Source organism: Bradyrhizobium sp. KZN70725 (assembly GCF_055264925.1).
Map to the genome: position 1 here is coordinate 55,840 of NZ_JBUYWT010000024.1, position 24,068 is coordinate 79,907.

Consider the following 24,068-nt stretch of genomic DNA (forward strand, 5'->3'; position numbering starts at 1 on the left):
CCGAGCCGTCAGACCGGGGCCGTGCATCCTTCGAGACGCGCTACGCGCTCCTCAGGATGACGGATGGCGTCCTACCTCGCATCCTCCAGGATCATGTCCGACGCTTTCTCCGCGATCATGATCGTCGGCGCATTGGTGTTGCCCGACATCAGGTCCGGCATGACGGACGCATCGACCACGCGCAGACCTTCGATGCCGCGCACCTTGAGCCGCTGGTCGACCACCGCGAGCGGATCGTTGCCCATCCGGCAGGTCGAGGTCGGATGATAGACCGTGCTTCCGGTGCGCCGGCAGAAATCGAGCAGGTCGTCGTCGCTGACCACCTTGGCGCCGGGATCGACCTCGCCCACTGAATAGGATTTCAGCGCCGGTGCCGCCAGGATCTTGCGCAGGATACGGATGCCGTCGATGAAGGCGCGGCGATCGGTCTCGGTCGCCAGATAGTTGATGCGGATTTCCGGCGGCACGCCCGGGTCCGCGCTCCTGATCTTCAGCGAACCGCGGCTCTCCGGACGCAGCTGGCAGACCGAGGCCGTGAAGCCCGAGAACGGATGCAGCTGCTCGCCCATCTTGTCGGTCGAGAACGGCAGGAAGTGGATCTGGATGTCGGGCGAGGCAAGCCGCGGGCTGGTCTTGAAGAACGCGCCGGAGGTGCCGGCGGCGATCGTCAGCGGCCCCTTGCGCAGCGCGGCGTAGCGGAGGCCCGCCATGACGCGGCGCACGGGATGATTGATGACGTCGTTCAGCGTGACGGTCTGCGTGCAGCGCGTGACGATGCGGACCTGCATGTGGTCCTGCAGGTCGTTGCCGACGCCGGGCGCATCGAGCACGATGTCGATGCCGTGCTGCTTCAACAGATCGGCAGGGCCGACGCCGGAGAGCTGCAACAATTGCGGCGAGTTGTACGCACCGCTCGATACCAGCACCTCCCTGCGCGCCTTGGCCTTGCGCAATTGCCCGTTCTGCTTGTAGGCGACGCCGCTCGCGCGCTTGCCGTCGAACAGGATGCGCTGCGCCAGCGCCGAGGTCTCGACATGAAGATTGCCGCGCGTCAGCGCCGGCCGCAGATAGGACCGCGCCGTCGAGGCGCGCCGGCCGCGCCGCGTCGTGGTCTGGAAGAAGCCCGCGCCCTCCTGGGTCGCGCCGTTGAAATCCGGATTGGTCGGAATCCCGACCTCGGCTGCGGCATGCACGAAGGCCTCCGACAGCGGATCATGATGCCGCCAATCCGACACCGGGAGCGGGCCTCCTGCGCCGTGATATTTGTCGCCGCCGCGCTGCTGATCCTCCGCCTTCCTGAAATAGGGCAGGACGTCGTCATAGCCCCAGCCGGCATTGCCGCGCTGGCGCCAGCGGTCATAGTCCTCGTGCTGGCCGCGCACATAGAGCAGGCCGTTGATCGAGCTGGAGCCGCCGAGCACCTTGCCGCGCGGCTGGAACACCTGCCGCCCGTTGAGGCCGGGCTCCGGCTCGGTCTGGTACATCCAGTTGACGGATTTTTCCTTGAACAGCTTGCCGTAGCCGAGCGGGACATGGATCCAGATGTTGCTGTCCTTCGGTCCGGCCTCGAGCAGCAGCACCGAGCGCTTGCCGTCGGCGCTCAGGCGGTTGGCGAGCACGCAACCGGCCGAGCCGGCGCCGACGATGACGTAATCATACTCCGCCGCATCGTTATTGTTGTTCACTGGTTTCCCCCGGAATTTCTTTCTTCCGGTGGTACAGACAAAGCGGCGGCTTGAAAAGACTAGCGCCCTGCGCTGAGGTTCTGGAGCAGTTGCCCGACAAGCATACTGAGCTCGCCGGCATTGCGCGCGGCGCCGAAGACGTAGCGGTCCGGCCGCACGATGACCGCCGCGGAGTCATGCTGCCGCATCCAGTCCGCGAACAAACTGTCGCGTTCGATCACGGTCAGGATACCGCCTCGATCGGCGCTTTCGCCTGATGTGGCGATGACGACGCGCTCGCCCGACAGACGCCGCCAGGCGGCAGCGGACGCATCCGACAGCCACACCATCGGCTCCGCCGCCGTCGTCACGATCGCGAATTCCAGCTGCAGCAGATCGTCGAGCCGGCACGTCCGCCCATCCGGCGCGCGCACATGCGGCTGCACGAACAGCCGCCCGGCAAGCGCGGCATCGCGCGCGATCAGGCCGGAGACGAGATCGGGGATGAATTTCTGCCTGATGGTTTCGGCCTTGCCGGCCTTCAGGTCGGCGCGCAGCCGCATGTCGCGTTCGACGGCGGCCACCGGATCGAGCTCGCCGATGATCTTGCCGAACTCCTTAGCGCTGGCTACGACGGCGCGGACATGCGGCTTGCGCTCGATCTCGTAACTGTCGAGCAGCGCATTGCCGGCGTCGCCACGAAGAACCAGCCGCAACTTCCAGGCCAGGTTCACCGCATCGCGGATACCGGCGCACAGCCCTTGCCCGAGGAACGGCGGCGTCTGGTGCACGGCATCGCCCATCAGCAGCACGCGGCGGTCGCGCCAGCGCCGGCCGAGCAGCGCGTGAAAGCGATAGACCGCCGAGCGCCAGATCGTGAGGTCGGAGATATCGGTGAAACCCTTGAGCAGCTTCACGACGTTGTCGGGCGCGCCGGCCGCCTCGGGGTCCTCGCCGGGCAGCAACTTGATCTCCCAGCGCCGCAAATTGCGCGGGCCCGGCACGAAGGTGCCGGGACGCGACGGCCAGCAATACTGAAAGCTCCTGGCCGGCCGCCTGGCGGGATCGCTGGTCAGCGTGTCCACCACCATCCACCATTCATCGAAGGCGAGGTCGTCGAGGCCGATGCCGAGCTGCTTGCGGACGAAGCTGTTGGCGCCGTCGCAGCCGACCAGATAGCGCGCGCGGATCAGGAACTCCTCGCCGGACTCGCGGCGCGCCGTCAGCATCACCGCGCCATCGTCCTGCTGCAGCGCCACGCCCGTGGCCGCAAGGAAAATGTCGGCATGCGGATAGTCGGCGAGCTTGTCGCGCAGCGCCTGCTCGACGTCCGGCTGCACGAAGGTCACGTTCGGAATCCAGCCGAGCGGGAACGGCGGCGGCATCGGGTCGAAGATCTTGATGATCTCGCCGTCGACGCCGAGATAGTGCGAGCCGTTATGCGGGGCGATCGCCTGCTCCATGAAATCGCCGAGCCCGATCGCCTGCAGCACGCGCAGCGCCTCGTGGTCGAGCGTGATCGCGCGCGGCTTGTCGTAGATGTCGGCAACGCGCTCGACGATGGCGACCCTCAAGCCGGATTTCGCGAACAGGTTGGCGAAGATGGCACCGACCGGCCCGAGGCCGACGATGGCCACGTCATGGATGGGATTATCGGCTGACAATGACATGCTACTTCGCGAGGTAGCTCTCGAGCGTCAGCGGCTTCGGCTTCACCTCGGGTTCGCGGATCGCGACACCTTCGAACGGCGTCGCCTCCTCGAACCAGGCCTGCCGCGCCGGCAACCCCCACGGGAACGAGATCGTGTGGTCGGACGGATCCCAGCCGACCGGCTCGTTCTCGATGTCCATGATCTGATAGTGGGTGTTGAACAGCTCGACGCGATGCCCGTCGGGATCGCGCATGTAGACATACATCGCGTGTCCCGGCCCATGACGCCCGGGGCCGCGTTCAACCGCCGCGCCATAGCCGAGCTCGCCGGCGACATCGCAGGCGTTGAGCAGATGATGAACTTCGGGCGCGAGAAATGCGAAATGATGCAGCCGCGGTCCGGCGCCGTTGAAGAACACGATGTCGTGCGGATTGCCCTTGCGCTGCAGGAACACGCCGCGCAGGTCGAAGGTATCAGCGGGCGCGATGTATTCGCTGAGCCGGAAGCCTGCCGCGGTGTAGAACTCGCACGCCTTGCGCAGCTCCGGCGTCAGCACCTGGTAGTGATCGAGCCGCAGCGCCGAGCCGCCGGCATGGCGGGTGAATTTGGTGATCATGCGCGACTCGACCGGCATGGTCGCGCAGAACTCCAGCGGCGTGCCGGCCGGATCGGTCGCATGCAGGGTGCGGCTCTGATGCGGCACTTCGGCCCAGGCGGCCCGGCATCCCTGCGCTTCGAAGAAGGCCTGGAGCCGGTCGAGGTCACCGTCCTGAAAGACCCGCAGGCCGAGCCGCGCGCAGGCGGCGCTCTCGCCTTTGCGCAACACAAGGCTGTGATGACAGGCCTCCTCGACGCCGCGGAAATAGAGTGCGCCGCCCTCCTCCGCGGTCAGGATCAGCCCGATCACCTTTTCGTAGAACTGCCGGCTCGCCGCGAGATCACGAACGGTCAGGACGACATGGCTGGCCCGCGTGATACGGAGCCCGGGATCGTGGTTCGTGATCGGGAGGCTCATGCGCACCTTCTGGTTTTTGCCGTTCGCGCGAACCCGACTCATTGCGAAAAACCCGCGGGGGATCAAGCAGCGCGGCGCGCGGCAAGCTCTGCCGCTCCGTGACCTCGCCTCACGCATTTGTATCGATTTGTTAGCAATGCCCGCCGGTGGAACCGAAGGAGCGGCCCGCCGCGGCACGGTCCGTTCCAATAGTTCATAGTTTGTCAAAGGTTTGCAGAGAATTCTTCGCCACGGCGCCATGGCCAAACCGGGCAGGCAACGTAGTGATGCGTACCCATCTGAGATCATATTTCGCGACCCTGTTCGCCGGCGACCTCGCGGCCTTCGGTGCACCGCCGACGGATGAAGCGCTTGCCGGCCACATCCGCGCCGAACAGGTCTCGCTGGTGCTCGGCTATTCCTTCGGCATCATGCTGGCCAACGCCTGCAACGCGCTGGTGCTCGCGATTGCGCTGTGGCAATCGCCTGACTGGGCCTTTGCGCTGGTGTGGGCGGTCGCGGTGGGCAGCGCGGCGCTGTTCTTCGGCCTGCAGGCGCGGGCATCGCGCCGCATCGCCAAGCCGCAATTCGTGTCGCGCCGAACCATGTACCGGCTGGTGCGCAATGCGCTGGCGCTCGGGACGACCTGGGGCGTCGTCCCCGTCGCCTTCTTCGCGAACGCATCGAGCGGCGCCCAGCTCGTCATCACCTGCCTGTGCGCCGGAATGCTGGCCGGCGGCGCCTTCGCGTTCTCCACCATCCCGATCGCCGCGATTGCGTTCACCGCGCCGATCTTCGTCGGCACCGCGATCTGCCTCGGCCGGGACGGCGATTTCGTCTACCTCCTGATGGCCGTGCTGGTCGTGGTCTACGGCTCGGTGCTGCTGCGCGGCGTGTTCGTCAACGCGTTCGAGTTCAGGCGCCGGATCATCGCCCAGCACGAGGCCGAACGGACGGTGAGGCAGGATCCGCTGACGCATCTGCCGAACCGCGTCGCCTTCAATGAAGCGCTCAACGGCGCACTGAACCGGCTGGCGCGGTCGGGCGAAGAATTCGCGGTGCTGCTGCTCGATCTCGATCGCTTCAAGGAGGTCAACGACAGGTTCGGCCATCCGGCGGGCGACGAGTTCCTGGTGCAGGTCGCGGCCCGGCTGCAGCGCTGCACGCGCGCGGCCGAACATGTCGCACGGATCGGCGGCGACGAATTCGCCCTGATCATGTCGAATCTGGCAAGGCCCGAGGATGCGCTGGCGATCGCCGAACGGTTCGTCGCGGCCTTTGCCGAGCCGTTCCCGATCGACGGGCTGGAGGTCAACCGCACGGTCAGCATCGGCATCGTGCTGGCGCCCCGAGACGGCAGCACGTCCCACGACCTGCTCAAGCACGTCGACATCGCGCTTTACCGGGCGAAGAAATCCGCGCCCGGTACCATCTGCTTCTTCGAGGCCAGCGACGACCGGTCGGCGCGCGACCGCCGCGCCTTGCAGCGGGATCTCGAGCACGCGATCGAGGCGGACGAGCTGTTTCTCGTCTACCAACCGTTCCTCGACATCCGCAAAGGCCGCGTCACCGGCTTCGAGGCCCTGCTGCGCTGGCAGCATCCGACGCGCGGCCTGATCCCGCCGACCGTCTTCATCCCGATCGCCGAGGAAAGCGGGCTGATCCACCAGCTCGGCGAGTGGGTGATCCGTCGCGCCTGCACGATGCTGTCGCGCTGGCCGGACGACATCCGGATCGCGGTCAATTTCTCCGCGGTCCAGTTCCAGAACGTCTGCATCCTGCAGACGATCGTCGACGCGCTGGCCGAGGCCAACGTCGCGCCGAACCGGCTCGAGATCGAGATCACCGAGTCGATGCTGATCTCGAAATACGGATCGGCGCCCGCGATCCTGCACGCGCTGCTCGAGCTCGGCCTGACGGTCGCGCTCGACGATTTCGGCACCGGCTTCTCGTCGCTGACCTATCTGCGTAAGCTGCCGTTCAGCCGCATCAAGATCGATCAATCCTTCATCCGGGACATGCTGACCCAGCCGGATTGCGCCGCGATCGTCAAATCGGTGATCGGCCTCGCGCAGGAGCTGCGGATCGGCGTCGTGGCCGAAGGCGTCGAGACCGCGGATCAGCTCGAATATCTGCGCCAGACCAGTTGCGACGAGGTCCAAGGCTATCTGATCGGGCGGCCGATGTCAGCCAGCGAGATTTCCGCACTGCTCGATCACAACCCACAGCACTCGGTGCATGCGGCGTAGCGCCGGCTCGGCTCGTCAGGGCGTGTCCGACCGATGCAGGGTGTCGACCGTGATGGTGCCGCGGGCGCGCGACACGCAGGCGCAGATCTTGCGGCTCTCCCGCTTCTGATGGTCACTGAAGAAGACGTCGCGATGGTCGATCTCGCCGTCGACATCGACCACGTCGAGCGCGCAGACCCCGCATTCACCGCGCCGGCAGTCGCTCATCACCTCATGACCGGCTTCGTTGAGCACGTCCAGCATCGACCGGTCGCGCGGGATGACGAACTCGGTCCCCAGCTCAGTCCCCTCGCCCCTGAGCCGCACGCGGAACGGCTCGGTCGGCAGCAGCCCGCTCGATCCAAAGGTCTCGTAGCGCAAGTCGGAGAGCGGGCGGCCGGATTCCTCCCAGGCGCGCCGCGCCGCGTCCAGCATCCGCATCGGGCCGCAGAACAGTGTCATCGTGTCCTGCGGCAGCGCCGAAAAGATGCGCTCGAGGTCGAGCCGCCTGCCTTCGTCGCCGGCGTGGACGGTGAGGCGGTCGCCGAGCGCACGCTCAAGCGGTTCAAGATAGACCGCATCGCCGCGCGTGCGCACGGCATAGTGCAGCGTCACGCCGGCGTCGCGGCGGGCGAGCGCCTGTGCCGCACCGACGATCGGCGTAATGCCGATGCCGCCCGCGATCAGGCAGAACTGCCGCCGCGTCCAGTCGAGCTGCACCAGCGAGGTCGGCAGCGTGACGGTGAGCCGCACGCCCGGCGCGAGCGACCACATGTAGCGCGAGCCGCCGCGGGAATCCGCTGCGCGCCGAACTGCGATCCGGTAGCCCTGCGGATCGACTTCGCCGACCAGCGAATAGGAGCGGGTCTGCGGCTGGCCTTCGATGGTGACACCGACATCGATATGGCTGCCGACCGGATAGGGCGCACCCGTAAAGTTATCCGGCCGCAGCAGGAATTCACGGATGCCGGGCGTGAGGTCGCGCACGGCGAGCAGCGTGGCGGATGTCCGGGTCTCGATGAATCGCATGGCGCTCTCCGCTCAGCCGGCTGCCGAATTGATCAGCGCCAGCGCCGGCAGCAGATCGAGATGGCTGCGGTTGCGCAGCGCCAGCCGCAGATTGCGTGCCGCAAGCCTTGCGTGCTCGCGCATGATCGCCTCGGCGCGCGCGCCCTCGCGGTTCTCGATGGCGTCGACCACAATGCGATGGTGATCCTGCGCGATCAGCAGGATGTGGCGCGCCTCAGGCAACGCCGATTGCGCCATCACGAAGCCGCTCGGCGAGGCGAATGGCAGCGCCGAGGCGCGGTCGATCTGCCGGATCAGCGGCGGGCTGCGCGACAGCTCGGTGAGCAACGCGTGGAAGCGCGCGTTGAGCGCGACATAGGACGAAAAGGCTTCGACCGAAATCGGATCCTGCCGCACCAGGCCGTCGATCTCGTTGAGGCATTCCTTCAACGGCTCGAGATCGCGCGACGAGACGCCGCGCTCGGCGGCGAAGCGCGCGGCCAGTCCCTCCAGCGTGCCGCGCAGCTCGATCGAATCGAGAATGTCGCGCTCGGAAAATGCCTTGACCATGAAGCCGCCGGAAGGGATCGCCTCCAGCAGGCCTTCCTCTTCCAGCCGCACCAGCGCCATCCGCACCGGCGTGCGCGACACCCCGGTGAACTCGACCGCCTGCAGCTCCGAGATCCGCTCGCCGGGCCGCAGGCCGCCGGAGAGAACGAGGTCGCGCAGCGCAAGCTGCGCCCGCACGGTCTGCGACACTGAACGATCGGTCTCGCGTTCCGCCATGGGCTCGCCCCTCGTCTACTCGGCAGCCTGCAGCTGCTCCGGCGGATTTTCCTTCGCCACCATGCGGTCGATGACGCGCCGCGCCCACATTGCGCCGGCGTCGATGTTGAGATTGTAGAACACCCGGTCCGGATTCTCGTCCATCGCGCGCTGCTGCGCTTCCAGGATGATCTCATCCTCATGGAAGATGCCGGCGACGCCGTCGCGGATTTCGCTAGTCAGCCGCTGCTCGGTAATGCGGTGATTGCGGACGAACGCCCAGAAGTAATGGCAGGTCTTCTCGGTCTCGGGCGTGATCGTGTTCAGCACATAGCCGTTGACGCCCTGCGAACGATCGCCCTCCGGCGCGCCCGAACCGGCCGGCGCGACGCCGACGTCGATGTTGACGGTGCACGGCGCTTCGAAGCGGATGATCTGCCAGCGATCGACCGGGCCCGGCTTCTGCAGCTGCCTGGCCCAGAACGGCGGCGCCTCGATGCCCTTCATCCAGCGCGTTACGGTGACCGTCTTCTCGCCATGGGTGACGTCGAACGGCGCCTCGGCGACCGCATCATTGCCGATGCTCGAGCCGTGCACGAAGGTCTCGTGCGTCAGGTCCATCAGATTGTCGACGACGAGGCGATAGTCGCAATTGACGTGAATGGTCTTGCCGTCGCCGGCCCAGGCCGGATCGTGGTTCCAGTGCATGTCTGGCACCAGCGCCGGGTCGGCAAGCGCGGGATCCCCCATCCAGAGCCAGATGAAGCGGTGGCGCTCGACGACGGGATAGGCGCGGACGCAGGCCGACGGATTGATCGTCTCCTGCGAGGGCATGAAGGTGCAGCGGCCCTGCGCATTGTATTTCAAGCCGTGATAGCCGCAGACCACGGCATCGCCATCGAGCCGGCCCTTGGAGAGCGGCACGAGGCGGTGCCAGCAGGCATCCTCCAGCGCCACCATCTCGCCGTCGCCCTTCCGGTACATCACGACATGCTTTCCGCAGATCGTCCGCGGCAACAGCGCGTGCTTGATCTCGGCATCCCAGCCGGCCGCGTACCATGCGTTCATTGGAAAGGGTTTTGGCACTGGGTCCGCCTCTCAGCGTTTATGAATACGCTATGTATACATCGTATTCGCAAGATAGGCAAATACGAGGTATCAGGGTATCTATGTCCGATTTTCAGTATACATAATTGCACCGTATCGGGAAGACAATCAAGCCGGCGCCGCCTCCAGGGAGAGCTGGCGACAACGTGGTGCAATTTTCCGAGACGATGGAAGAAGCAACCAGGCCGCACTGGAGGCGGTCACCGGATCGAAGGTTGGACTCTGCAAGAGCCTGCGCAATTTGCCGGAGGCGCCGGCGCGCGGCCTACGAGTTCGACGCCGCGCGGGTCGAGGCCGACTGAACATCCTTGATGTTGATGACGACGGCGATGCGCTTGATCGTGCCGCTGCGGTAGGCCTGCAGGAACTTGTCGTAGTGCTTGACCGAGATGCAGCCGTTGGAGTCGCCATTCGGTCCGAGCATGTAGCTGTGGACCAAGAGGCCAACGCGCCCGAACGTGTCGCTGCCATCGACCGGGGTCATGCGCAGCGCGGGCACGCCGTGGAACAGCTTCTCGCGCGGCTTCATCTCATAGATGCCGGGCGGCGTCGCGCCGGCGTTGCGGGCATTCACATGCGCCGGGTCGTCGAGCAGATTGCCGAGGCCTGAATGCGCCTCGAACTTGGTGCCGTCGGGCATGTACACGATGCGGCCGGTGATGTCGTAGACCGCCGTGGTGCTGTCATAGCCGAGCTTGCCGAGATCGGGGCTCGGACCGGACAACAATCCGTCATTCGGATCGAGCGAGGCCAGCTGCATCTTGCCCGGCATCATGTCGGCAATCTTCTGCAGGAACGTCCGGTTGTCGCCCTGCTGCACCGGCGCCTGTGGCGGTGGCGGCTGATCGTTACGCGCAAGCAGATTGGCCTCGGCCGGCCGCGACCGCGGCATCGGCACGGTGGACGTCGTCGCTGTGGTCGTGGCGGCGACGGACGCCGTCGCCGACTGGCTGGTCGGCAGTTCGGTCTGCGTGTCGCGCAGCTGGCCGGACAGCGCGTCCTCGATCTGGCCGAACTCGGAATTGAAATCGCCGCGGCTCGAACGGAACCCGCGGCGCAGTGGATAATAGAGTGAGGCCGAATTGATCGTGGAGCGAGAGCCGAAGCGATCGTCGAAGTTCAGCGAGGCGGTGGTGTTGGCGAGCGCCGGACCGTGAAGCCATGCGGTGGGGTCGATGCCGACCATCCAGGCGGCAAGGCCAGACGACAGGGCAAGCGCGCTCACGGCAAACGCCGTGCTGCCCACCAGAGACATGCCGCGGCTCGACTTGCGCCGGGCAGGTTTCGTCGTTCGTTGACCCATCAATCCCCAAGTTCGGTGCTCTGGGGCCTGTTACCCGGCCCACCGGGATTCACCGATCACTCATCATATCAGGGAATTAGAGTAAGGCATAATCGAGACAAAGCGCACAACGAGAGGTTTTTTAAACGTTTTTCGGATGGAAAGTGCCAGAGAATCAGCCTTGGGCGGGCTGAATTGACCGAAAATGTCCCGATTCGGGACGATTTCGGCGGCTCAGGCGATCTTTTCTTCCCAGAGAGTGAGCACCGGGACCGGCTTCCCGATGGCGTAACCCTGGGCGTAATCGACCCCGATCTGGCGCAGCTCGTCCAGGATCGCGAGGTTCTCGACAAATTCCGCGACCACCTGCTTCTGCATGATCTTCGCGGTCTTGGTGATCATCTCGACCATCGCCCGATCGACCTTGCTGTTCAGGATCTCCTTCACGAACGAACCGTCGATCTTGATGATGTCGACCGGCAGGTGCTTCAGATAGGCGATCGAGGACATGCCGGTGCCGAAATCGTCGAGCGAGAAGCTGCAGCCGACCTCGCGCAGCCGCGCGATGAACTTCTGCGCCTCGTCGAGGTTCGAGATTGCGCTGGTTTCGGTGATCTCGAAACACACCGATGCCGGCGAAACGTCAAGCTGCGCGAACAGCCCGGCGACGAAGTCGACGAAGTCGCTGTCGCCGATGGTGGCGCCGGACAGGTTGATGGCGTAGCTCGCAATCTTGCGCGGCTGGTGCTTGCGCTCGGCGATGATCTCGAAGGCGCGGCGAACCACCCAGCGGTCGATCAGCGGCATCAGCCCGTAGCGTTCGGCGGCGGGCAGGAAACTGCCGGGCGGCACCAGCGCGCCGCTCTCGTCGCGCAGGCGCAGCAAGAGCTCGCGCCGGTCGTTGCCCTTCAGCACGCCGTTCACCGGGCGGATCTCCTGCTCGTAGAGGCAGAAGCGCCCCTCATCCAGTCCCTTGCGAATGCGATTGACCCAGCTCATCTCGGCAACGCGCACGGCCATGCCGGTGTCGGACGGGCGGTGCTCCTGGACGCGATTGCGTCCCTTGTCCTTGGCAAGGAAACAGGCAACGTCGGCAAGCCGCAACGCGTCCTGCACGCCGGCGCTGTCGGCCAGCCCGACCAGGCCGATGCTCGCGCTGATCCGGAAGCTCGATCCCTCATAAATGAAGTTCGACTGCTCGATCACCGCCCTGACCCGCTCCGCAACGTCGGCAGCGACGTCGTGCGTCGCGGAGCCGTCGTCACGCAGGAGAATGCCGAACTCGTCGCCGCCAAGACGCGCGACGAGGCCGCTGCTGCCGACTTCGGTCGCCAGCAGCCTCGCCACCTGCTTCAGCAACCGGTCGCCCGCCATGTGGCCGCAGGTGTCGTTGACGATCTTGAACTGATCAAGATCGATCAGCATCAGGTCGGCGCCGACGGCCGGCGAGCCCGACATCGCTTTGTGCAGTTCGAACTCGAACTGCCGGCGGTTGGCAAGGCCGGTGAGCGCGTCATGCGAGGCAGCCCGCGCCAATTCCTCGACCAGCCGCCGCTCGGCGGTCATGTCGTGAATGATCATGACGCGGCCGGCCGGTTCTCCGGCATACACGATCGGGGTCTCGACCACCGAGACCGGCACGCTGGAATGGTCCGGCCGCACCAGGAGCTGCGGCCGGCTTTCGTCGTCGGCGTCGAACGATCCGCGCACCGGCTGTTCGGCAATGTTGAACAGCGACGACAGCGGCCGTCCCGTCACCTCCTGCCCTGCCGCGATGAGCCGCTGCGCGGCGGCGTTCATGTAGTCGACCCGATCGTCCTGCGTCGTCACGATGACGGCATCGCCGATCGACGCCAGCGTGAGCTGGGCGCGCTCCTTCTCGACCGCGAGCGCGGTCTCGGCAAGCCAGCGCCGCCACAGCATCCGCCGCGTATGGACCAGCACGATGCCGGCAAGGCAGGCCGCGATCACGAGGTTGACCAGCAGCAGCAGCGCGGAGACCTGACGCGACGCCTTGCCCAGATGATCGGAGAAATCGACGGCGAGCGTGCTCAGCGCCGCATCAACCGTACCGATCCGTTCGGCCCAATGCCTGATGGTCGCAGCCGACGGATCGTGCAGCGCGACGTCGCTCGCCGCCTCGTTCCGGATTTCAATCAGCTGATCGAGCAGCGCATCCGAATTGCGCCATGCCGTCACCGCGCCGGCCACGTGGTGCATCGTGCGGAAATATTTGAACAGCCAGATCAGGCCGCCGATGTCGTCATCATGATTACCTGCCCTGGCGAAGCCGGCCCTCGCCACGGCGTCATTGTCGCCCGGCGCTTCCAGCGCGCGCCGCGCCGTGCGATCGGCCAGCGGCACCGCGATCGCGGCATCGAACTTCTGCAGATAAAGCGGCGCACCGGTGCTGACATAGGTCTGCAGGTAGTGGATGGCGTCCTTCTGCCCCTTCGACCACATGCTTTCGCCGGCCACATAGGCCCTGACCGCGGACATCACCTGCAGGCTGCCCGCCGACAGGCCGCCCAGCAGCAACACGATGGCCAGCAGCGGTCCCACCACCCGCCACAACGACCAGCTTCGAAACGAAAAGAACATGCCCAATGCGCCCCGACCCTGAAATTTATCGGGTAGCCTAGGAATGGTGACTTAACCTCACGTTGCAAAACGCGATGAGTTTGAAACGACTTGGCTGCAGCACAATTGCGTCAAACTTTACGCAACAGCCGCGACGCTCAGGGACGCAGTGTCGGCGACGTGTTCGGCGTCGGCGCCTGCTCCATCTCCGCCTCTTCGGGCAGCTTGTCGGCGTGGACGGCGAGCGGCGTGCCGATCCAGAGCGGATCGTCGTGGTGGTCGCGGCGCGGATTGGTGGTGTTGGGATGGACCAGGATGCTCAGGCTGCCGTGGTTCAGCATCAGCCACGGCACCAGGGTCGGGAACAACTCGGCCGCAAACGCCACCTGATACATCGCCTGATCGTGCGGGCCGACCTTGACGTCGTGCCAGCGTCCGAGCGTGACCAGAAAGCGCTCGCCGATCCAGTTGCGCAGCCGCTCCGCCTCGTCCCGGCTGGCCGCGGGGTCGTAATAGACATGGGCGTGGTAGCTCGCGATCTCGCCGATCATCCGTGGCGCGTCCGTCATCTCACCTCTCCCTCCGCGGCCGGTCACTTGCGCCGCAGCACACTGAACTGGAACGATTGCGTCGCGCCCCAGGGCGTGACGTGCCGGTGCGCCTCATGCGCGATCAACTCGAATGCCGGACCAATGGTCCTGCTGAGCGTCGCGGGATCATAGCGCTGCACCGGCAGGCCGCTGCACTTCTCCGGGCCATCCAGCGCGAAGGTGCCGATCACGGCGTGCCCGCCTGCTTTGACGCCGCGATGCAGCCGGTCGAGATAAGCTGCGCGGTCTGGTTCCTCGACCAGGAAGTGAAACGCCGCGCGATCGTGCCAGATGTCGAAGGTCTGCTGCGGCTGCCAGACCGTTGCGTCACCTACGATCCAGTGCACCGCGTCACCTGCTGCGCCGATCCGCTCCCGCGCGTTCGCCAGTGCCGCTTCAGAGAGATCGAGCAAGGTCACATCATGAAAGCCGCTCGCCAGCAGCGCATCGACAAGTCGCGAAGCTCCGCTGCCGACGTCGACGATCGAGGCGTCGCGGCCGGGCGCAACCGATTCGATCAGGTGCAGCGATGGCTGCGGATCGGCCTGCGACCAGCTCACCTGCTGCTCTCCCTTGGTCAGATAGGCAGTCTGCCAATGCGATTGCCGATCAGAAGCGGTCATGGCGATAAGTCCCGAAAACGGCAACAACCTGCGTTGCGCCATTAACCATCAGCTAGGCGCGGCGGTCTCTCGCGTCAACCGGCAGCGGCGGGCACGCACGGCGGCGTAGCAGCAAATGCCGCATTTGCTTCGCCGCATTTTCCAACTAACCTGATAGCCGGGTTGAGATCAGGGCGTCCGGGGATGGCCAATTTCGGCTGGACACGCGGCAACAAGCCTGCACAAGCGGAGGACGCCGCCAGCGACTTGCGCGGCCTTACCGATCCATTGGCGTTTGTCGCCGCGCTCGACAAGGTGGTCCCGCGCTATCTCGATCTCGCCGACAATGGCGTGCTGGTCTATCCGGCCTGCAAGCGCAAGTCCGGCGATCTGCTCGGCGACATCGGTGCGATCTGGGAGCACACGCGGCTCGAAGCGATGCGCTATGTCCCGATGGTGCCGCGGCAGGACATCTCGCTGCTGGTCGATCCGGCCCGCCAGGCGGAGATGATCGATGCTTTCCTGCGCCAGCGCGCGCACGACAAGACCGTCGTCGATTTCACCGGCACCGCGATCGAAGACTACGGGATTGCGATCTACGCTGGCCTGAACTGGCTGAACCATTGCGGCGCGCTCGTGGGCGCCGATCCGCAAAAATTTTCCGGCACGTTGCGGAGCTTCCGCAGGGTCATGGTGGTCGCCCAACAGTGGTGGGCGATCGACGGCGCGGCCGAGCGTTGCCGGCAACTGCTGGAAGCGCGCGAACGGCCACCGCTGGTGTTCTTCCTGATGTGGGCCGAATGCACCAATTTGGCGCGGGAGATCGCGATCGCGGCGGCCAGTCCAAATGCAACCGAGCGCACTATCTCGCGGATGCGCGCGGCCGAAGACCCGGAACAGCTGACCTAGGGAGCCGGCGGATCCCGGCCGTCAGGCGACAGGGTCCCCGTCGGCCGACGCTTGCTGCAATTCCTTGGATTTGCGCGAGATCAGGCGGGCCAGCTCGCTCTGCTTGTAGGTCTCGACGAACTTGATGGCGAAGCCGTTCGGCAGATGCCGGACCACCCGCCCGACGCAGGCGCCGATCGCAAGCGGCATGCCGACCGGCGGCTGCGCCTCGGAGGAAACCGCCGCGCCGGACAGCGACATGTCGATGATGAAGCAGCTCTGCATGGTGCCGTCCGCCAGCGTCAACATGGCATGCGGCGCGACGGGAACGAAACGCGGGTTGTTGCGCGCCTCGCGGATGCTCGGATCCTTTTGCTTCTTCTCGATCCAGGTCAGCTTGTCGGCGAACTTCTCACGCATGGCATGCGTCATCTCGAGCTCGAGCAGGAAGCTGCCGCTCATCGTGTCGGTGATGCAGCCCTCGAATTTGCCGAACTCCTCGAAATACGAAGTCAGCCGGTCGCCGACCCTGCCGACGACGGGCACGTCCACGATCATCCGGAACGGCGAGACGCGCGTCGTGCGGCAGGCGAAGGTGCGCAATTTGCCCTGGGCATCGTACCAGTTCGGCAACGTGTAGCTGCCATTGACGGTGATCTTGACCGCGCGTTGCTTGAGAAACTTTTCGACGGACACGACTGAACCTCGCCCGAGGCGATGTGAGTGCACGGAGGTCGGGATTGACCGGCTTCACTGCCGGTCCGGTGGTGGGGAAGTCCGCTACCGACGCGATGGTAGCGGGCAGCTGCGGCACGCATCCCAGCGCGTAGCGGAATGGTCCTGGCGCGCAGGTGCGTACAGCCATACCGTCGAAAAACTAGGAAAAAGTTAAACCGGGACGGAGCGTCGGCGGCGCACTCCATGGCGCAACCGTTTCGCGGCGGTTTATTTTGCGAACCGTACAACTGCCGGGAGAGTTGCCGCCCGGCAATGCAATCGCGCCGTGCTCCAAACCGCCTGCCCCGGCTGTCGGCCGGGTGCTAGCCTTCGCTCGATCGGTCCGGACCCTCATAGGCTCAACATGTCAAACAAATCGCTTGCCGACGGCAAGATCCTGCTGGACGTCGTCGACGGTGTCGGCGTCATCACCTTCAACAATCCCGACAAGCGCAATGCGATGTCGCTGGAGATGTGGGAGGGGCTCGGCGAGGCGCTGACGGCGTTGCGCGACGATCCGGCTGTCCGCGTCGTGATCCTGGTCGGTGCCGGCGACAAGGCCTTCGTGTCGGGCGCCGATATCAGCCAGTTCGAGAAGACCAGGCACAACGCCGAGGCCTCCGAGGAATATTCACGGCGCAGCGCCGCCCAGCGCGCCCTGCTCGCCGACTATCCGAAGCCGACTATCGCCTGCATCCGCGGCTTCTGCCTCGGCGGCGGCATGCAGGTCGCAATGCTGACCGATATCCGCATCTCCGGCGCCAGCGGCCAGTTCGGCATTCCCGCCGCCAAGCTCGGCATCGCCTATGGCTATGACGGGCTGCGCCATCTGGTGTCGCTGGTCGGCCCGTCCTGGGCGCGGCTGATCATGTATACGGGCATGCGGATCGATTCCGCCGAGGCGCAGCGGATCGGCCTCGTCGATCGCGTGCTGCCGGACGCCGAGCTCTGGGACGCGACCATGGAGATCGCGCGCACCATTTCGGGCAACGCGCCGCTGGCGATCAAAGCCGCCAAGATCACCATCGCGCAGGTGCTGAAGGATCCAGCCGACCGCGACATGGCGGCGATCAAGCAGGTCGGCATCGAATGCATGGACAGTGCGGACTTCCGCGAAGGCCGCAATGCTTTCATGGAGAAGCGGAAGCCGCAGTTCAAGGGCCGGTAGCGGCGTCCTCATCCTCACCGGTCATCGCCCGGTTCAACCGGGCGAACCAGTACGCCGCGGCCCATCGGCTCAAGCACGACCGCCTCTGGAATACTGAATCACCCGCATGCGCATGCGCGGGTGATGACGCCGGATGACGATCGCACGATTTCTGAATAATGGAACAATAGCCCCGATTTGCCCGACGCGTCAAGTCGCCTGGTCGAAGGCCGGCCGCCGGCCGGCTCCTTTGCATGGGGTTGTTTTCGATATTTTGGCAGTGTGCTCGCGATTGAACCTGCCCGCTACTTCTTCTCGCTGACCGGGACCGTGTAGTTCAGGATCAACCGCCCGCCGTCGGGATAGATGGTCTGGCCGGTGATGTAGGAGGCATCGTCGCTGGCAAGGAATGCCACGACGGAGGCGACCTCGCTCGGCTCGCCGCAGCGGCCGGCCGGCGTCCGCGACAGCACGCTGCGCCGCGCATCCTCCGACGAGAAGATCGCCGTCGCCACCATCTCGGTCAGGATCGTGCCGGGTCCGACCGCCACGACGCGAATGCCGTGCGGCGCCAGCGCCACGGCGGCGACCGAGGTGAGCTGCTTCATCGCGCCCTTGGACATCGCATAGGTCGCGAGCGAGGGGATCGCGAGCAGCGCGTTGACCGAAGACATGTTGACGACGACGCCGCCACCGCCCTGCGCGATCATCTGGCGCGCCGCGGCCTGAACGCCGAAGAACGCGCCCTTGAGGTTGATGCCCATCACGTCGTCGAATTCGGCCTCGCTGATGTCGAGGAAGTCGCGGTTGCGCGCGACGCCGGCATTGTTGACCATGACGTCGAGCCGGCCGAACTCCTTCACCGCGGTCGCGACAATGCGATCGACATCGGCGCGCTTGCTGACGTCGGCCTCGACCGCCCGCAACTGATCGATATGTCCGAGTTCCTGGGCGGTGTGGACCAGCCCTGCAGCGTCGACATCCGAGATGACGACCCTGGCGCCGTCGGACAGGAAGCGCGCCGCGCAGGCCTTGCCGATGCCGCGTGCCGCCCCCGTGATGGCGACGACCTTGCCGGAATTCTTCATGGGAGTGCCTCCAGAACAAACTGTTCATGGAGCAATAGCGCATTGCGCGTCGGCAGGGAACGCGGCGGATTCTCCGGGCGAGACCTTACGACTTGATGCGCGCGAGAATCCGGTCGGCCTCGGTACGCCAGTCGGCGCTGCGGGCAAAGTCCGGCGTTCCCCTGGGTCCGAACACGCCCTCATCGGCAAGGTCGGCGATCCAGCCCTGCCGCTCGGCGGTGCCGGAGGCAGACCACGGCGTCAGCCCGGCCTCGCGCACGGTCTCCGCCACCTCGCGCACCTCCTCGGCACGCCGCCGGCCGTGCTCGATCACCCGCTGAAAGAAATAGGCGCCCTGCTTCTCCCAGTCGATCGACGGAAAAGTCTCCTTGAGCGAGGCGAGCACCGCATCCTCGACGCCATAGGCGCGCGCGGTGGTGAAGCTCTCGATCACCATGGCCTCCAGTCCCTTGATCATGATGCTGCGGCACATCTTGACCGCCGAGGAGACGCCAAGCTCGTCGCTTGCGACCTTCGCCGCGAAACCGAGCGCGACCAGCAGTGGCGCCAGCTCCCGCGCGCCTTGGCCGCCGAGCAGCAGCGGCACCTTGATCCGGTACGGCGGCAGCGAGGTCATCACCGCGCCCTCGACATAGCGGCCACCGGCGCTGTCGATGTGCGCCGCCGCGCGCTGCTTGGCGCCGGGCGAGGCCGAGTTGAAATCGAGAAACCAGACCCCGCTCCGGATTGCAGGTGCGCAGGCCGCGGCCACCGGCACCGCCTGGCTCGCCGTCACCGCCGAGATGATGAAATCGGCCCGCGCCGCAAGAACGGCATGGGATTGCGCGAGCTCGACGCCGATCTCCGCCGCGTGTGCGCGCAGCGCCGCGCCCTGCCCGCGGTCGAGCTTGATGTCGTAGGCCGAAACCCTCACGCCCTGCTGGCGCAGATCCTCGGCAAGGATGCGACCGACCTCGCCATAGCCGAGCATGCCGACCTGCCATTGCCGCGGATCGCCGGAGATTGTCATCAGTTCAGGTCCCGTGGTGTGTCGTCGAACAGCTCGTCGACCGTGACGCGCCGGCGGATCAACGCCTGCTGCACGCAATAGTCGATCATCAATTCGAGCGGCTTGCGGTTCGCCGCAACGCCGAACGGCAGCAGGTCCGGCATGCTGGGCGGGCCGGCCGCTGCCTTGCCGCGCTTGAGCAGCTCGTACAGGCTCCGCACCACGTCCGGCCGCGACGCCGCAAGCCGCGATGTCACCACCACCAGATGATTGACCGGCACCACGCCGTGCCGCTGATACCACAGGGACGCCTCTCGGGCTGGATCGGCGAACAGCGGCTTGAGCTCCGGATCGCTGGAGGTCTCGCCCAGCACGGCGTCGAGCTCGCCGTCCCTCAGCATCTGGACGATTGTCTTGCCCTTCGGCGCACGCTCGGTGCTGTCGACATATTCCGCGACATGCGGATCCTCGAACGTGACCCAGTTGATCCTGTCGAGGTTCACGCCATGGTCATTGGCAAGGATGCCGCGCATCCATGCCCCGGTCGTGGTCGTGAACGAGCGGATGCCGACCCGCTTGCTTTCGAGATCGGCCGGCTCAAGCGTACCGAGGTCGGCGCGATAGAGCGCATGGCCGTGCTGGAAGCGGCCGACCATCGCCGCCGGCAGCAGCACCAGCGGCTTGCCGTGCGCCCTTGCCATCAGATAGGTCACGATCGCCATCTCGCAGACGTCGAAGGCCTGCTCGCGCACCATCGGCTTGAACGCGGCGTTGGTCGGCGTGAATTCTTTGAAGTCGAGATCGAACAGCTCGGAGCGAAGCTCACCGTTCTTCACCGCCCGGATGTGCGGATGATTGCCGAGCACGGCGCGCAGCCGAAGTTTCTCCATCGCGACAAGCTCCGGACGTTCAGGTCACCACTCGCCCCGGATTTGAGCCCGGGATCTTGCGGGGCGCCCCTTCGTCGAGCGGCGCGGCCTGCAACGCGGCAACGGTGGCGCGCACCAGTTCCTCGATGGCGTGGCCGGCATCGGAGCCGTCGGCGCTGCCGCGCGACAGGCGCGAGACGCGCTCCGGCGTCACCAGCGTGTAGTAGAGCGCGCCGAGCAGGAAGTGGCTGCGCCAGACCAGATCGGTACACGGAATATGCGGCAGGCTTTCATGAATCGCGTCGATGAAGGCATGACTGGTGTCGTCGAAGGTCTGCGCGATGATCTTGCGCACGACCTCATTGCCCTCGGCCGACATGATCGCGCGCAATCGTGTGAACCGCGTTCCGCCGCCGGCAAGATCGCTGCCGGACGTAAAGGCCGGCAACACATAGGCGCGCACGATCGCCTCCAAGCGGTCCTGCAGATCGCGCACCCGACGCGCCGCCGCCAACAGCTCGGAACGCCTGCGGTTCATCGGGCCGCAATGACGCCGATAGATTTCCAGCAGCAGGCCGTCCTTGGTCCTGAAATGATAGGTCACGCTGCCCGGATTGGCGCCGGCGGCGTGCGCGATGTCGCGTACCGAGACGGCGTTGAAGCCGTAGGTCGAGAACAATTCCTCGGCCACGGCGAGGATCGCCTCGCGCGTGTTCGGCTTGCGGGCGCTGGCCGCCTTCACGTCAGACCTGGCAGGTTTGCGGACCATATTTGTACTATCGTCCAAATAATCCGGTCGCGTCAACAACGCCGCGCGGCACCCCTCCGTCAGGATAGTTTGACGTCAGGCTCGGCCCGACCGCGCGCGGCGGCCTCGAGCAGGAACGTCCTGCCATGCTCGGGATCGGCCGCACGCTGCGCCTCATCCATGTCCTGCCAGGCCGAGGTGACCAGCACGCGCGAGAAGTCGCGGCCGACGAATGCCGGGCAGCTCGATTGCCTCGCCGGTACGCGCAGCGAACGCAGATGCCGGCCGGCGGGATCGTAAACGTCGACGGAGCCGCCGCCCCAGCGCGCGTTCCAGATCAGGCCGTCGGCATCGACGATCGCGCCGTCGAGGCCGCCGCTGCCTTGATGCCTGATCAATTCGATGGGTTCACCGGTCGGCAGTCCTGTTGATGGATCGAGCGGCACGCGATGCAGCACGTTGGTTGCGGTATCGGCGAAATAGCCGATGTCGCCCGCGGGCGAAAAGCAGATCGCATTCGGGATGGTGATCCCGCGATAGAGTCGCACGATGCGGCCCCGATGGAGCGCATAGATCGCGCCGGCATCCTGCTCGGCATGGCGCCCCATGGTGCCGAGCCAGAACGTGCCCGACGGATGCACACGCGCGTCGTTGGAGCGCGTCAGCGGATTGTCTGCCTCCAGCGCAGCGAACAGCTCCAGGCGGCCGTCTGCAACGTGCCGTACATAAAGTCCATCTTCGGCAAGGATCAGCTGCCGGTCGCCGTCGATCCGCGCCAATGCACTCGCCATTTTCGGCAATTCGTGGATGACGGTGCGGCCACCTGCAAATCGATGCTCGAACAGGCGGCGCTCGCGGATATCGAACCACCAGGCGGTGTCGGTCGCCGCATCATAGGTCGGGCCTTCGCCGAGATGGCAACGCTCCGCCGACAGCACCGATGTCGGCACCTCTTCCATCAGCGGCTCGGCGGCACGGTCGGTCATGGCGTCACTCACGCGGTTGAGAAGCGGTAGACGATGCTGCGCCGATAGAGCTGTCCTGGATCGAGCCGCGCCGACGGGAAGTCGGGCCGGTTCGGCGTATCCGGCCAGGCATGCGGCTCGAGACAGAGCGCGTCGGATTGCCGGTACAGACGATCGCCCTTGCCGGCGGTCGAGCCGTCGAGGAAATTGCCGGAATAGAACTGCAGTCCCGGCTGATCGGTGAACAGCTCCATCACGCGGCCGCTGTGCGGCGCCTCGAGGCGCGCAGCAAGGCAAAGGCCCGCCCCCTTGGCCAGACAGAAATTGTGGTCATAGCCGCGCCCGAGCCGCAGCTGCTCGTCATTCATCCTGATCCGCGCGCCGATGGCTGTAGACTTGCGGAAGTCGAACGGCGTGCCGTCGACCGGCCGCGGCGGTTCGTGGAGCGGGATCGCCGTGGCATCCACCGCGAGGAAATGGTCGGAGACGATCGTCAGCCGGTGATCGAGGATCTGCATGCCCGAGCGCGCGCCCTCGAGATTGAAGAAACTATGATTGGTGAGATTGAGGCAGGTCGGCCGGTCCGTCGTCGCCTCGTAGGTGACCGAGAGCTCCATCGGACTGCGCACGCGATAGGTCACGCGCGCCGCGAGATTGCCCGGATAGCCCTCCTCGCCATGCGGGCTCTCGCGCTCCAGCACCAGTGTCGGTCCCGGATCATCCGATAGTTCGACGATCCGCCACAGCTTGCGATCAAAGCCCTGCAGGCCGCCGTGCAGCGCGTTGGGACCGTTGTTGGCGTCGAGCTGCACGGTCTCGCCATCGAGCACGAAACGCGCGCCGGCGATCCGGTTGGCATAGCGCCCGATCGTCGCGCCGAAGAATTTGCGCTGTGCGAGATAGCCGTCGAGTTCGTCGTGGCCAAGCACGATGTCGTCGCAATGCCCGTCACGATCCGGCGCAAGCAGCGCCTGCAGCGTGGCGCCGAACGGAAGGATGGCGGCCTCAAAACCATGTTCGCCGCGCAAGATCACGCGCTCGACCACGGTGCCGTCGTGCAATTTGCCGAAGGGAGCGCGACCAATGCTGGCTGATGTCATTGTCAGTCCTCGCACGCCTCGACGAGGCGCCGTCGCCCGAGCATGAAGCTATCGGCGACAAGCCGCAAGGGCGCGAGGTCGACATCGGATTTTCCTTCCGAGGTCAGCGCGACGAAGCGGCGGTACAGCGCGGGATATTCCTCATCCGGCGCATCGACCACCAGCCTGCCGCCATCGCGCAGTTGCCTTCCACCTTTCGACAGCGTCACGGGCCCGGCCTCGGTTTCGCACAGGATGTCCCAGCTCGGCGATCCGGTCTGGCGGAAATCGAATTCGGCGTGAATTGGCAAGCCGCCCGCGTCGGAGAGTTCGATCTCTGCCGCAATCGGCGCCTCCCGATTGGACGGAAAGTCCAACGCCGCGCTCCTGATAAAGACCGCACGCGGCAGGATCTCGGTCAGGATCGACAGCGCGTTGATGCCGGGATCGAACACGCCGAAGCCACCCGCCTCGAAGATCCAGGCCTGGCCTGGGTGCCAGACGCGCACGTCTTCCTTCCAGATGATGGTCACCTTGTTGATGGTGCGTCTCGCGAGCAATTGCCGCGCAGGGCCGACCGCGGCCGCATAGCGTGAATGCCATGTGGCGAATAATGTCCGACCCGCCTCCTGCGCGGCCGCGATCAGCGGCGTGAGTTCGCTTAACGTCGTGCCCGGCGGCTTCTCCAGCAGCACGTGCTTACCCGACGCGAGCGCGGCGGCGGCCTGCGCGTGGCGCATCTGCGGTGGCGTACACAGCGCGACCGCGTCGATCTCCGGCCCGTCGCGCAACAACTCCTGCAAATCGCGGAAATGCGGCAGACCGGGCGGGGTCTTGACGGGATCAACCACCGCAACGAGAGCCACGCCTGACGTCTTCGCGATCGCAGGCACGTGCTGCCGGCACGCGATCTCGCCAAAGCCGACGATGGCGATGCGAAGCAGGTCACTCATGGCCGTCCTCGCGTTGCGGTCCACCCGGCCGGCTGAAGCCGCCAGGCAGAATCATAAACCAGCGCCGAATACCAACGGCATGATGTGATTTTGGTTGCGGACACGCAAGTCCGCGACGCTCTGGTGCGCGGCTCGCGGCCGGGGCATCGGCTTT

General features: G+C 65.8%; 21 protein-coding genes. 3 read left to right on the forward strand and 18 right to left on the reverse strand.

Annotation, left to right across the window (positions count from 1 at the left end; all coding sequences use genetic code 11):
• Positions 1–71: 71 nt before the first annotated feature.
• From ACZBJS_RS22840 to ACZBJS_RS22850, 3 genes are read right to left on the reverse strand one after another with little or no spacing between them, the layout of a single operon-like run.
• A complete protein-coding gene (locus ACZBJS_RS22840; RefSeq protein ID WP_316394073.1) occupies positions 72–1,685 on the reverse strand; it encodes a GMC family oxidoreductase in 1,614 nt (537 codons plus the stop codon).
• Between the two features lie 59 nt (positions 1,686–1,744).
• Positions 1,745–3,334, reverse strand: a complete 1,590-nt coding sequence (mhpA, locus tag ACZBJS_RS22845; protein ID WP_316394072.1) for a bifunctional 3-(3-hydroxy-phenyl)propionate/3-hydroxycinnamic acid hydroxylase MhpA — start codon at positions 3,332–3,334, stop codon at positions 1,745–1,747.
• 1 nt (position 3,335) lies between these two features.
• Entirely contained in the window at positions 3,336–4,331 is a 996-nt protein-coding gene (locus tag ACZBJS_RS22850; protein WP_463439208.1) for a VOC family protein, read from the reverse strand.
• Between the two features lie 266 nt (positions 4,332–4,597).
• On the opposite strand from ACZBJS_RS22850, the gene ACZBJS_RS22855 reads away from it, so the two are divergent.
• Positions 4,598–6,559, forward strand: coding sequence for a putative bifunctional diguanylate cyclase/phosphodiesterase (locus ACZBJS_RS22855; protein ID WP_463439209.1), 1,962 nt, complete (start codon positions 4,598–4,600; stop codon positions 6,557–6,559).
• A gap of 15 nt (positions 6,560–6,574) precedes the next feature.
• On the opposite strand, the gene ACZBJS_RS22860 is transcribed toward ACZBJS_RS22855, so the two are convergent.
• From ACZBJS_RS22860 to ACZBJS_RS22890, 7 genes are all read right to left on the reverse strand, one after another.
• Positions 6,575–7,567 carry a PDR/VanB family oxidoreductase gene (locus ACZBJS_RS22860; protein WP_463439210.1) on the reverse strand — a complete coding sequence of 331 codons (993 nt, stop codon included), beginning with the start codon at positions 7,565–7,567 and terminating at the stop codon, positions 6,575–6,577.
• Between the two features lie 12 nt (positions 7,568–7,579).
• Positions 7,580–8,332, reverse strand: coding sequence for a GntR family transcriptional regulator (locus ACZBJS_RS22865; protein ID WP_253589268.1), 753 nt, complete (start codon positions 8,330–8,332; stop codon positions 7,580–7,582).
• A 15-nt stretch (positions 8,333–8,347) separates the two neighbouring features.
• Entirely contained in the window at positions 8,348–9,397 is a 1,050-nt protein-coding gene (locus ACZBJS_RS22870) for an aromatic ring-hydroxylating dioxygenase subunit alpha (protein ID WP_200844531.1), read from the reverse strand.
• Positions 9,398–9,683: 286 nt separating this feature from the next.
• Positions 9,684–10,673: a DUF2778 domain-containing protein gene (locus ACZBJS_RS22875; protein WP_057016925.1), complete on the reverse strand. Its 990-nt coding sequence runs from the start codon at positions 10,671–10,673 to the stop codon at positions 9,684–9,686.
• Positions 10,674–10,934: 261 nt separating this feature from the next.
• Entirely contained in the window at positions 10,935–13,301 is a 2,367-nt protein-coding gene (locus ACZBJS_RS22880) for an EAL domain-containing protein (protein ID WP_316394064.1), read from the reverse strand.
• 137 nt (positions 13,302–13,438) lie between these two features.
• Entirely contained in the window at positions 13,439–13,849 is a 411-nt protein-coding gene (locus tag ACZBJS_RS22885; protein ID WP_057016923.1) for a DOPA 4,5-dioxygenase family protein, read from the reverse strand.
• Between the two features lie 23 nt (positions 13,850–13,872).
• Positions 13,873–14,493 carry a class I SAM-dependent methyltransferase gene (locus tag ACZBJS_RS22890; protein WP_316394063.1) on the reverse strand — a complete coding sequence of 207 codons (621 nt, stop codon included), beginning with the start codon at positions 14,491–14,493 and terminating at the stop codon, positions 13,873–13,875.
• A 183-nt stretch (positions 14,494–14,676) separates the two neighbouring features.
• Here ACZBJS_RS22890 and ACZBJS_RS22895 point away from each other — a divergent pair, with 183 nt between their 5' ends.
• Entirely contained in the window at positions 14,677–15,381 is a 705-nt protein-coding gene (locus ACZBJS_RS22895; RefSeq protein ID WP_316394062.1) for a hypothetical protein, read from the forward strand.
• A gap of 21 nt (positions 15,382–15,402) precedes the next feature.
• Here ACZBJS_RS22895 and ACZBJS_RS22900 read toward each other — a convergent pair whose 3' ends face one another.
• On the reverse strand, positions 15,403–16,056 hold the full coding sequence (locus ACZBJS_RS22900) for a PilZ domain-containing protein (RefSeq protein WP_316394060.1): 654 nt from the start codon (positions 16,054–16,056) through the stop codon (positions 15,403–15,405).
• A gap of 385 nt (positions 16,057–16,441) precedes the next feature.
• On the opposite strand from ACZBJS_RS22900, the gene ACZBJS_RS22905 reads away from it, so the two are divergent.
• Positions 16,442–17,245: an enoyl-CoA hydratase gene (locus tag ACZBJS_RS22905; RefSeq protein WP_316394059.1), complete on the forward strand. Its 804-nt coding sequence runs from the start codon at positions 16,442–16,444 to the stop codon at positions 17,243–17,245.
• 284 nt (positions 17,246–17,529) lie between these two features.
• On the opposite strand, the gene ACZBJS_RS22910 is transcribed toward ACZBJS_RS22905, so the two are convergent.
• From ACZBJS_RS22910 to ACZBJS_RS22940, 7 genes are all read right to left on the reverse strand, one after another.
• Positions 17,530–18,312: an SDR family NAD(P)-dependent oxidoreductase gene (locus ACZBJS_RS22910; RefSeq protein ID WP_028333266.1), complete on the reverse strand. Its 783-nt coding sequence runs from the start codon at positions 18,310–18,312 to the stop codon at positions 17,530–17,532.
• 85 nt (positions 18,313–18,397) lie between these two features.
• On the reverse strand, positions 18,398–19,315 hold the full coding sequence (locus tag ACZBJS_RS22915) for a DUF1932 domain-containing protein (RefSeq protein ID WP_316394130.1): 918 nt from the start codon (positions 19,313–19,315) through the stop codon (positions 18,398–18,400).
• Positions 19,316–19,320: 5 nt separating this feature from the next.
• A complete protein-coding gene (locus tag ACZBJS_RS22920; RefSeq protein ID WP_316394056.1) occupies positions 19,321–20,190 on the reverse strand; it encodes a substrate-binding domain-containing protein in 870 nt (289 codons plus the stop codon).
• 19 nt (positions 20,191–20,209) lie between these two features.
• Positions 20,210–20,938, reverse strand: coding sequence for a TetR/AcrR family transcriptional regulator (locus ACZBJS_RS22925; RefSeq protein ID WP_463439211.1), 729 nt, complete (start codon positions 20,936–20,938; stop codon positions 20,210–20,212).
• 59 nt (positions 20,939–20,997) lie between these two features.
• Positions 20,998–21,876 carry an SMP-30/gluconolactonase/LRE family protein gene (locus ACZBJS_RS22930; RefSeq protein ID WP_463439218.1) on the reverse strand — a complete coding sequence of 293 codons (879 nt, stop codon included), beginning with the start codon at positions 21,874–21,876 and terminating at the stop codon, positions 20,998–21,000.
• Positions 21,877–21,911: 35 nt separating this feature from the next.
• Complete coding sequence (locus ACZBJS_RS22935) at positions 21,912–22,982, reverse strand: aldose epimerase family protein (protein WP_316394054.1); 1,071 nt, start codon at positions 22,980–22,982, stop codon at positions 21,912–21,914.
• A 2-nt stretch (positions 22,983–22,984) separates the two neighbouring features.
• Entirely contained in the window at positions 22,985–23,914 is a 930-nt protein-coding gene (locus ACZBJS_RS22940; RefSeq protein ID WP_316394053.1) for a Gfo/Idh/MocA family protein, read from the reverse strand.
• Positions 23,915–24,068 lie beyond the last annotated feature (154 nt).

What these genes read in the sequence shown, in the direction of transcription:
- ACZBJS_RS22910 (WP_028333266.1), bottom strand. Translation starts at nt 18,312, where the DNA reads ATGAAGAATTCCGGCAAGGTCGTCGCCATCACGGGGGCGGCACGCGGC.
- ACZBJS_RS22930 (WP_463439218.1), bottom strand. Translation starts at nt 21,876, where the DNA reads ATGGAAGAGGTGCCGACATCGGTGCTGTCGGCGGAGCGTTGCCATCTC.
- ACZBJS_RS22890 (WP_316394063.1), bottom strand. Translation starts at nt 14,493, where the DNA reads ATGACCGCTTCTGATCGGCAATCGCATTGGCAGACTGCCTATCTGACC.
- ACZBJS_RS22850 (WP_463439208.1), bottom strand. Translation starts at nt 4,331, where the DNA reads ATGAGCCTCCCGATCACGAACCACGATCCCGGGCTCCGTATCACGCGG.
- ACZBJS_RS22865 (WP_253589268.1), bottom strand. Translation starts at nt 8,332, where the DNA reads ATGGCGGAACGCGAGACCGATCGTTCAGTGTCGCAGACCGTGCGGGCG.
- ACZBJS_RS22905 (WP_316394059.1), top strand. Translation starts at nt 16,442, where the DNA reads ATGTCAAACAAATCGCTTGCCGACGGCAAGATCCTGCTGGACGTCGTC.
- ACZBJS_RS22880 (WP_316394064.1), bottom strand. Translation starts at nt 13,301, where the DNA reads ATGTTCTTTTCGTTTCGAAGCTGGTCGTTGTGGCGGGTGGTGGGACCG.
- ACZBJS_RS22885 (WP_057016923.1), bottom strand. Translation starts at nt 13,849, where the DNA reads ATGACGGACGCGCCACGGATGATCGGCGAGATCGCGAGCTACCACGCC.
- ACZBJS_RS22895 (WP_316394062.1), top strand. Translation starts at nt 14,677, where the DNA reads ATGGCCAATTTCGGCTGGACACGCGGCAACAAGCCTGCACAAGCGGAG.
- ACZBJS_RS22855 (WP_463439209.1), top strand. Translation starts at nt 4,598, where the DNA reads ATGCGTACCCATCTGAGATCATATTTCGCGACCCTGTTCGCCGGCGAC.
- mhpA (WP_316394072.1), bottom strand. Translation starts at nt 3,334, where the DNA reads ATGTCATTGTCAGCCGATAATCCCATCCATGACGTGGCCATCGTCGGC.
- ACZBJS_RS22860 (WP_463439210.1), bottom strand. Translation starts at nt 7,567, where the DNA reads ATGCGATTCATCGAGACCCGGACATCCGCCACGCTGCTCGCCGTGCGC.
- ACZBJS_RS22875 (WP_057016925.1), bottom strand. Translation starts at nt 10,673, where the DNA reads ATGTCTCTGGTGGGCAGCACGGCGTTTGCCGTGAGCGCGCTTGCCCTG.
- ACZBJS_RS22940 (WP_316394053.1), bottom strand. Translation starts at nt 23,914, where the DNA reads ATGAGTGACCTGCTTCGCATCGCCATCGTCGGCTTTGGCGAGATCGCG.
- ACZBJS_RS22935 (WP_316394054.1), bottom strand. Translation starts at nt 22,982, where the DNA reads ATGACATCAGCCAGCATTGGTCGCGCTCCCTTCGGCAAATTGCACGAC.
- ACZBJS_RS22925 (WP_463439211.1), bottom strand. Translation starts at nt 20,938, where the DNA reads ATGGTCCGCAAACCTGCCAGGTCTGACGTGAAGGCGGCCAGCGCCCGC.
- ACZBJS_RS22920 (WP_316394056.1), bottom strand. Translation starts at nt 20,190, where the DNA reads ATGGAGAAACTTCGGCTGCGCGCCGTGCTCGGCAATCATCCGCACATC.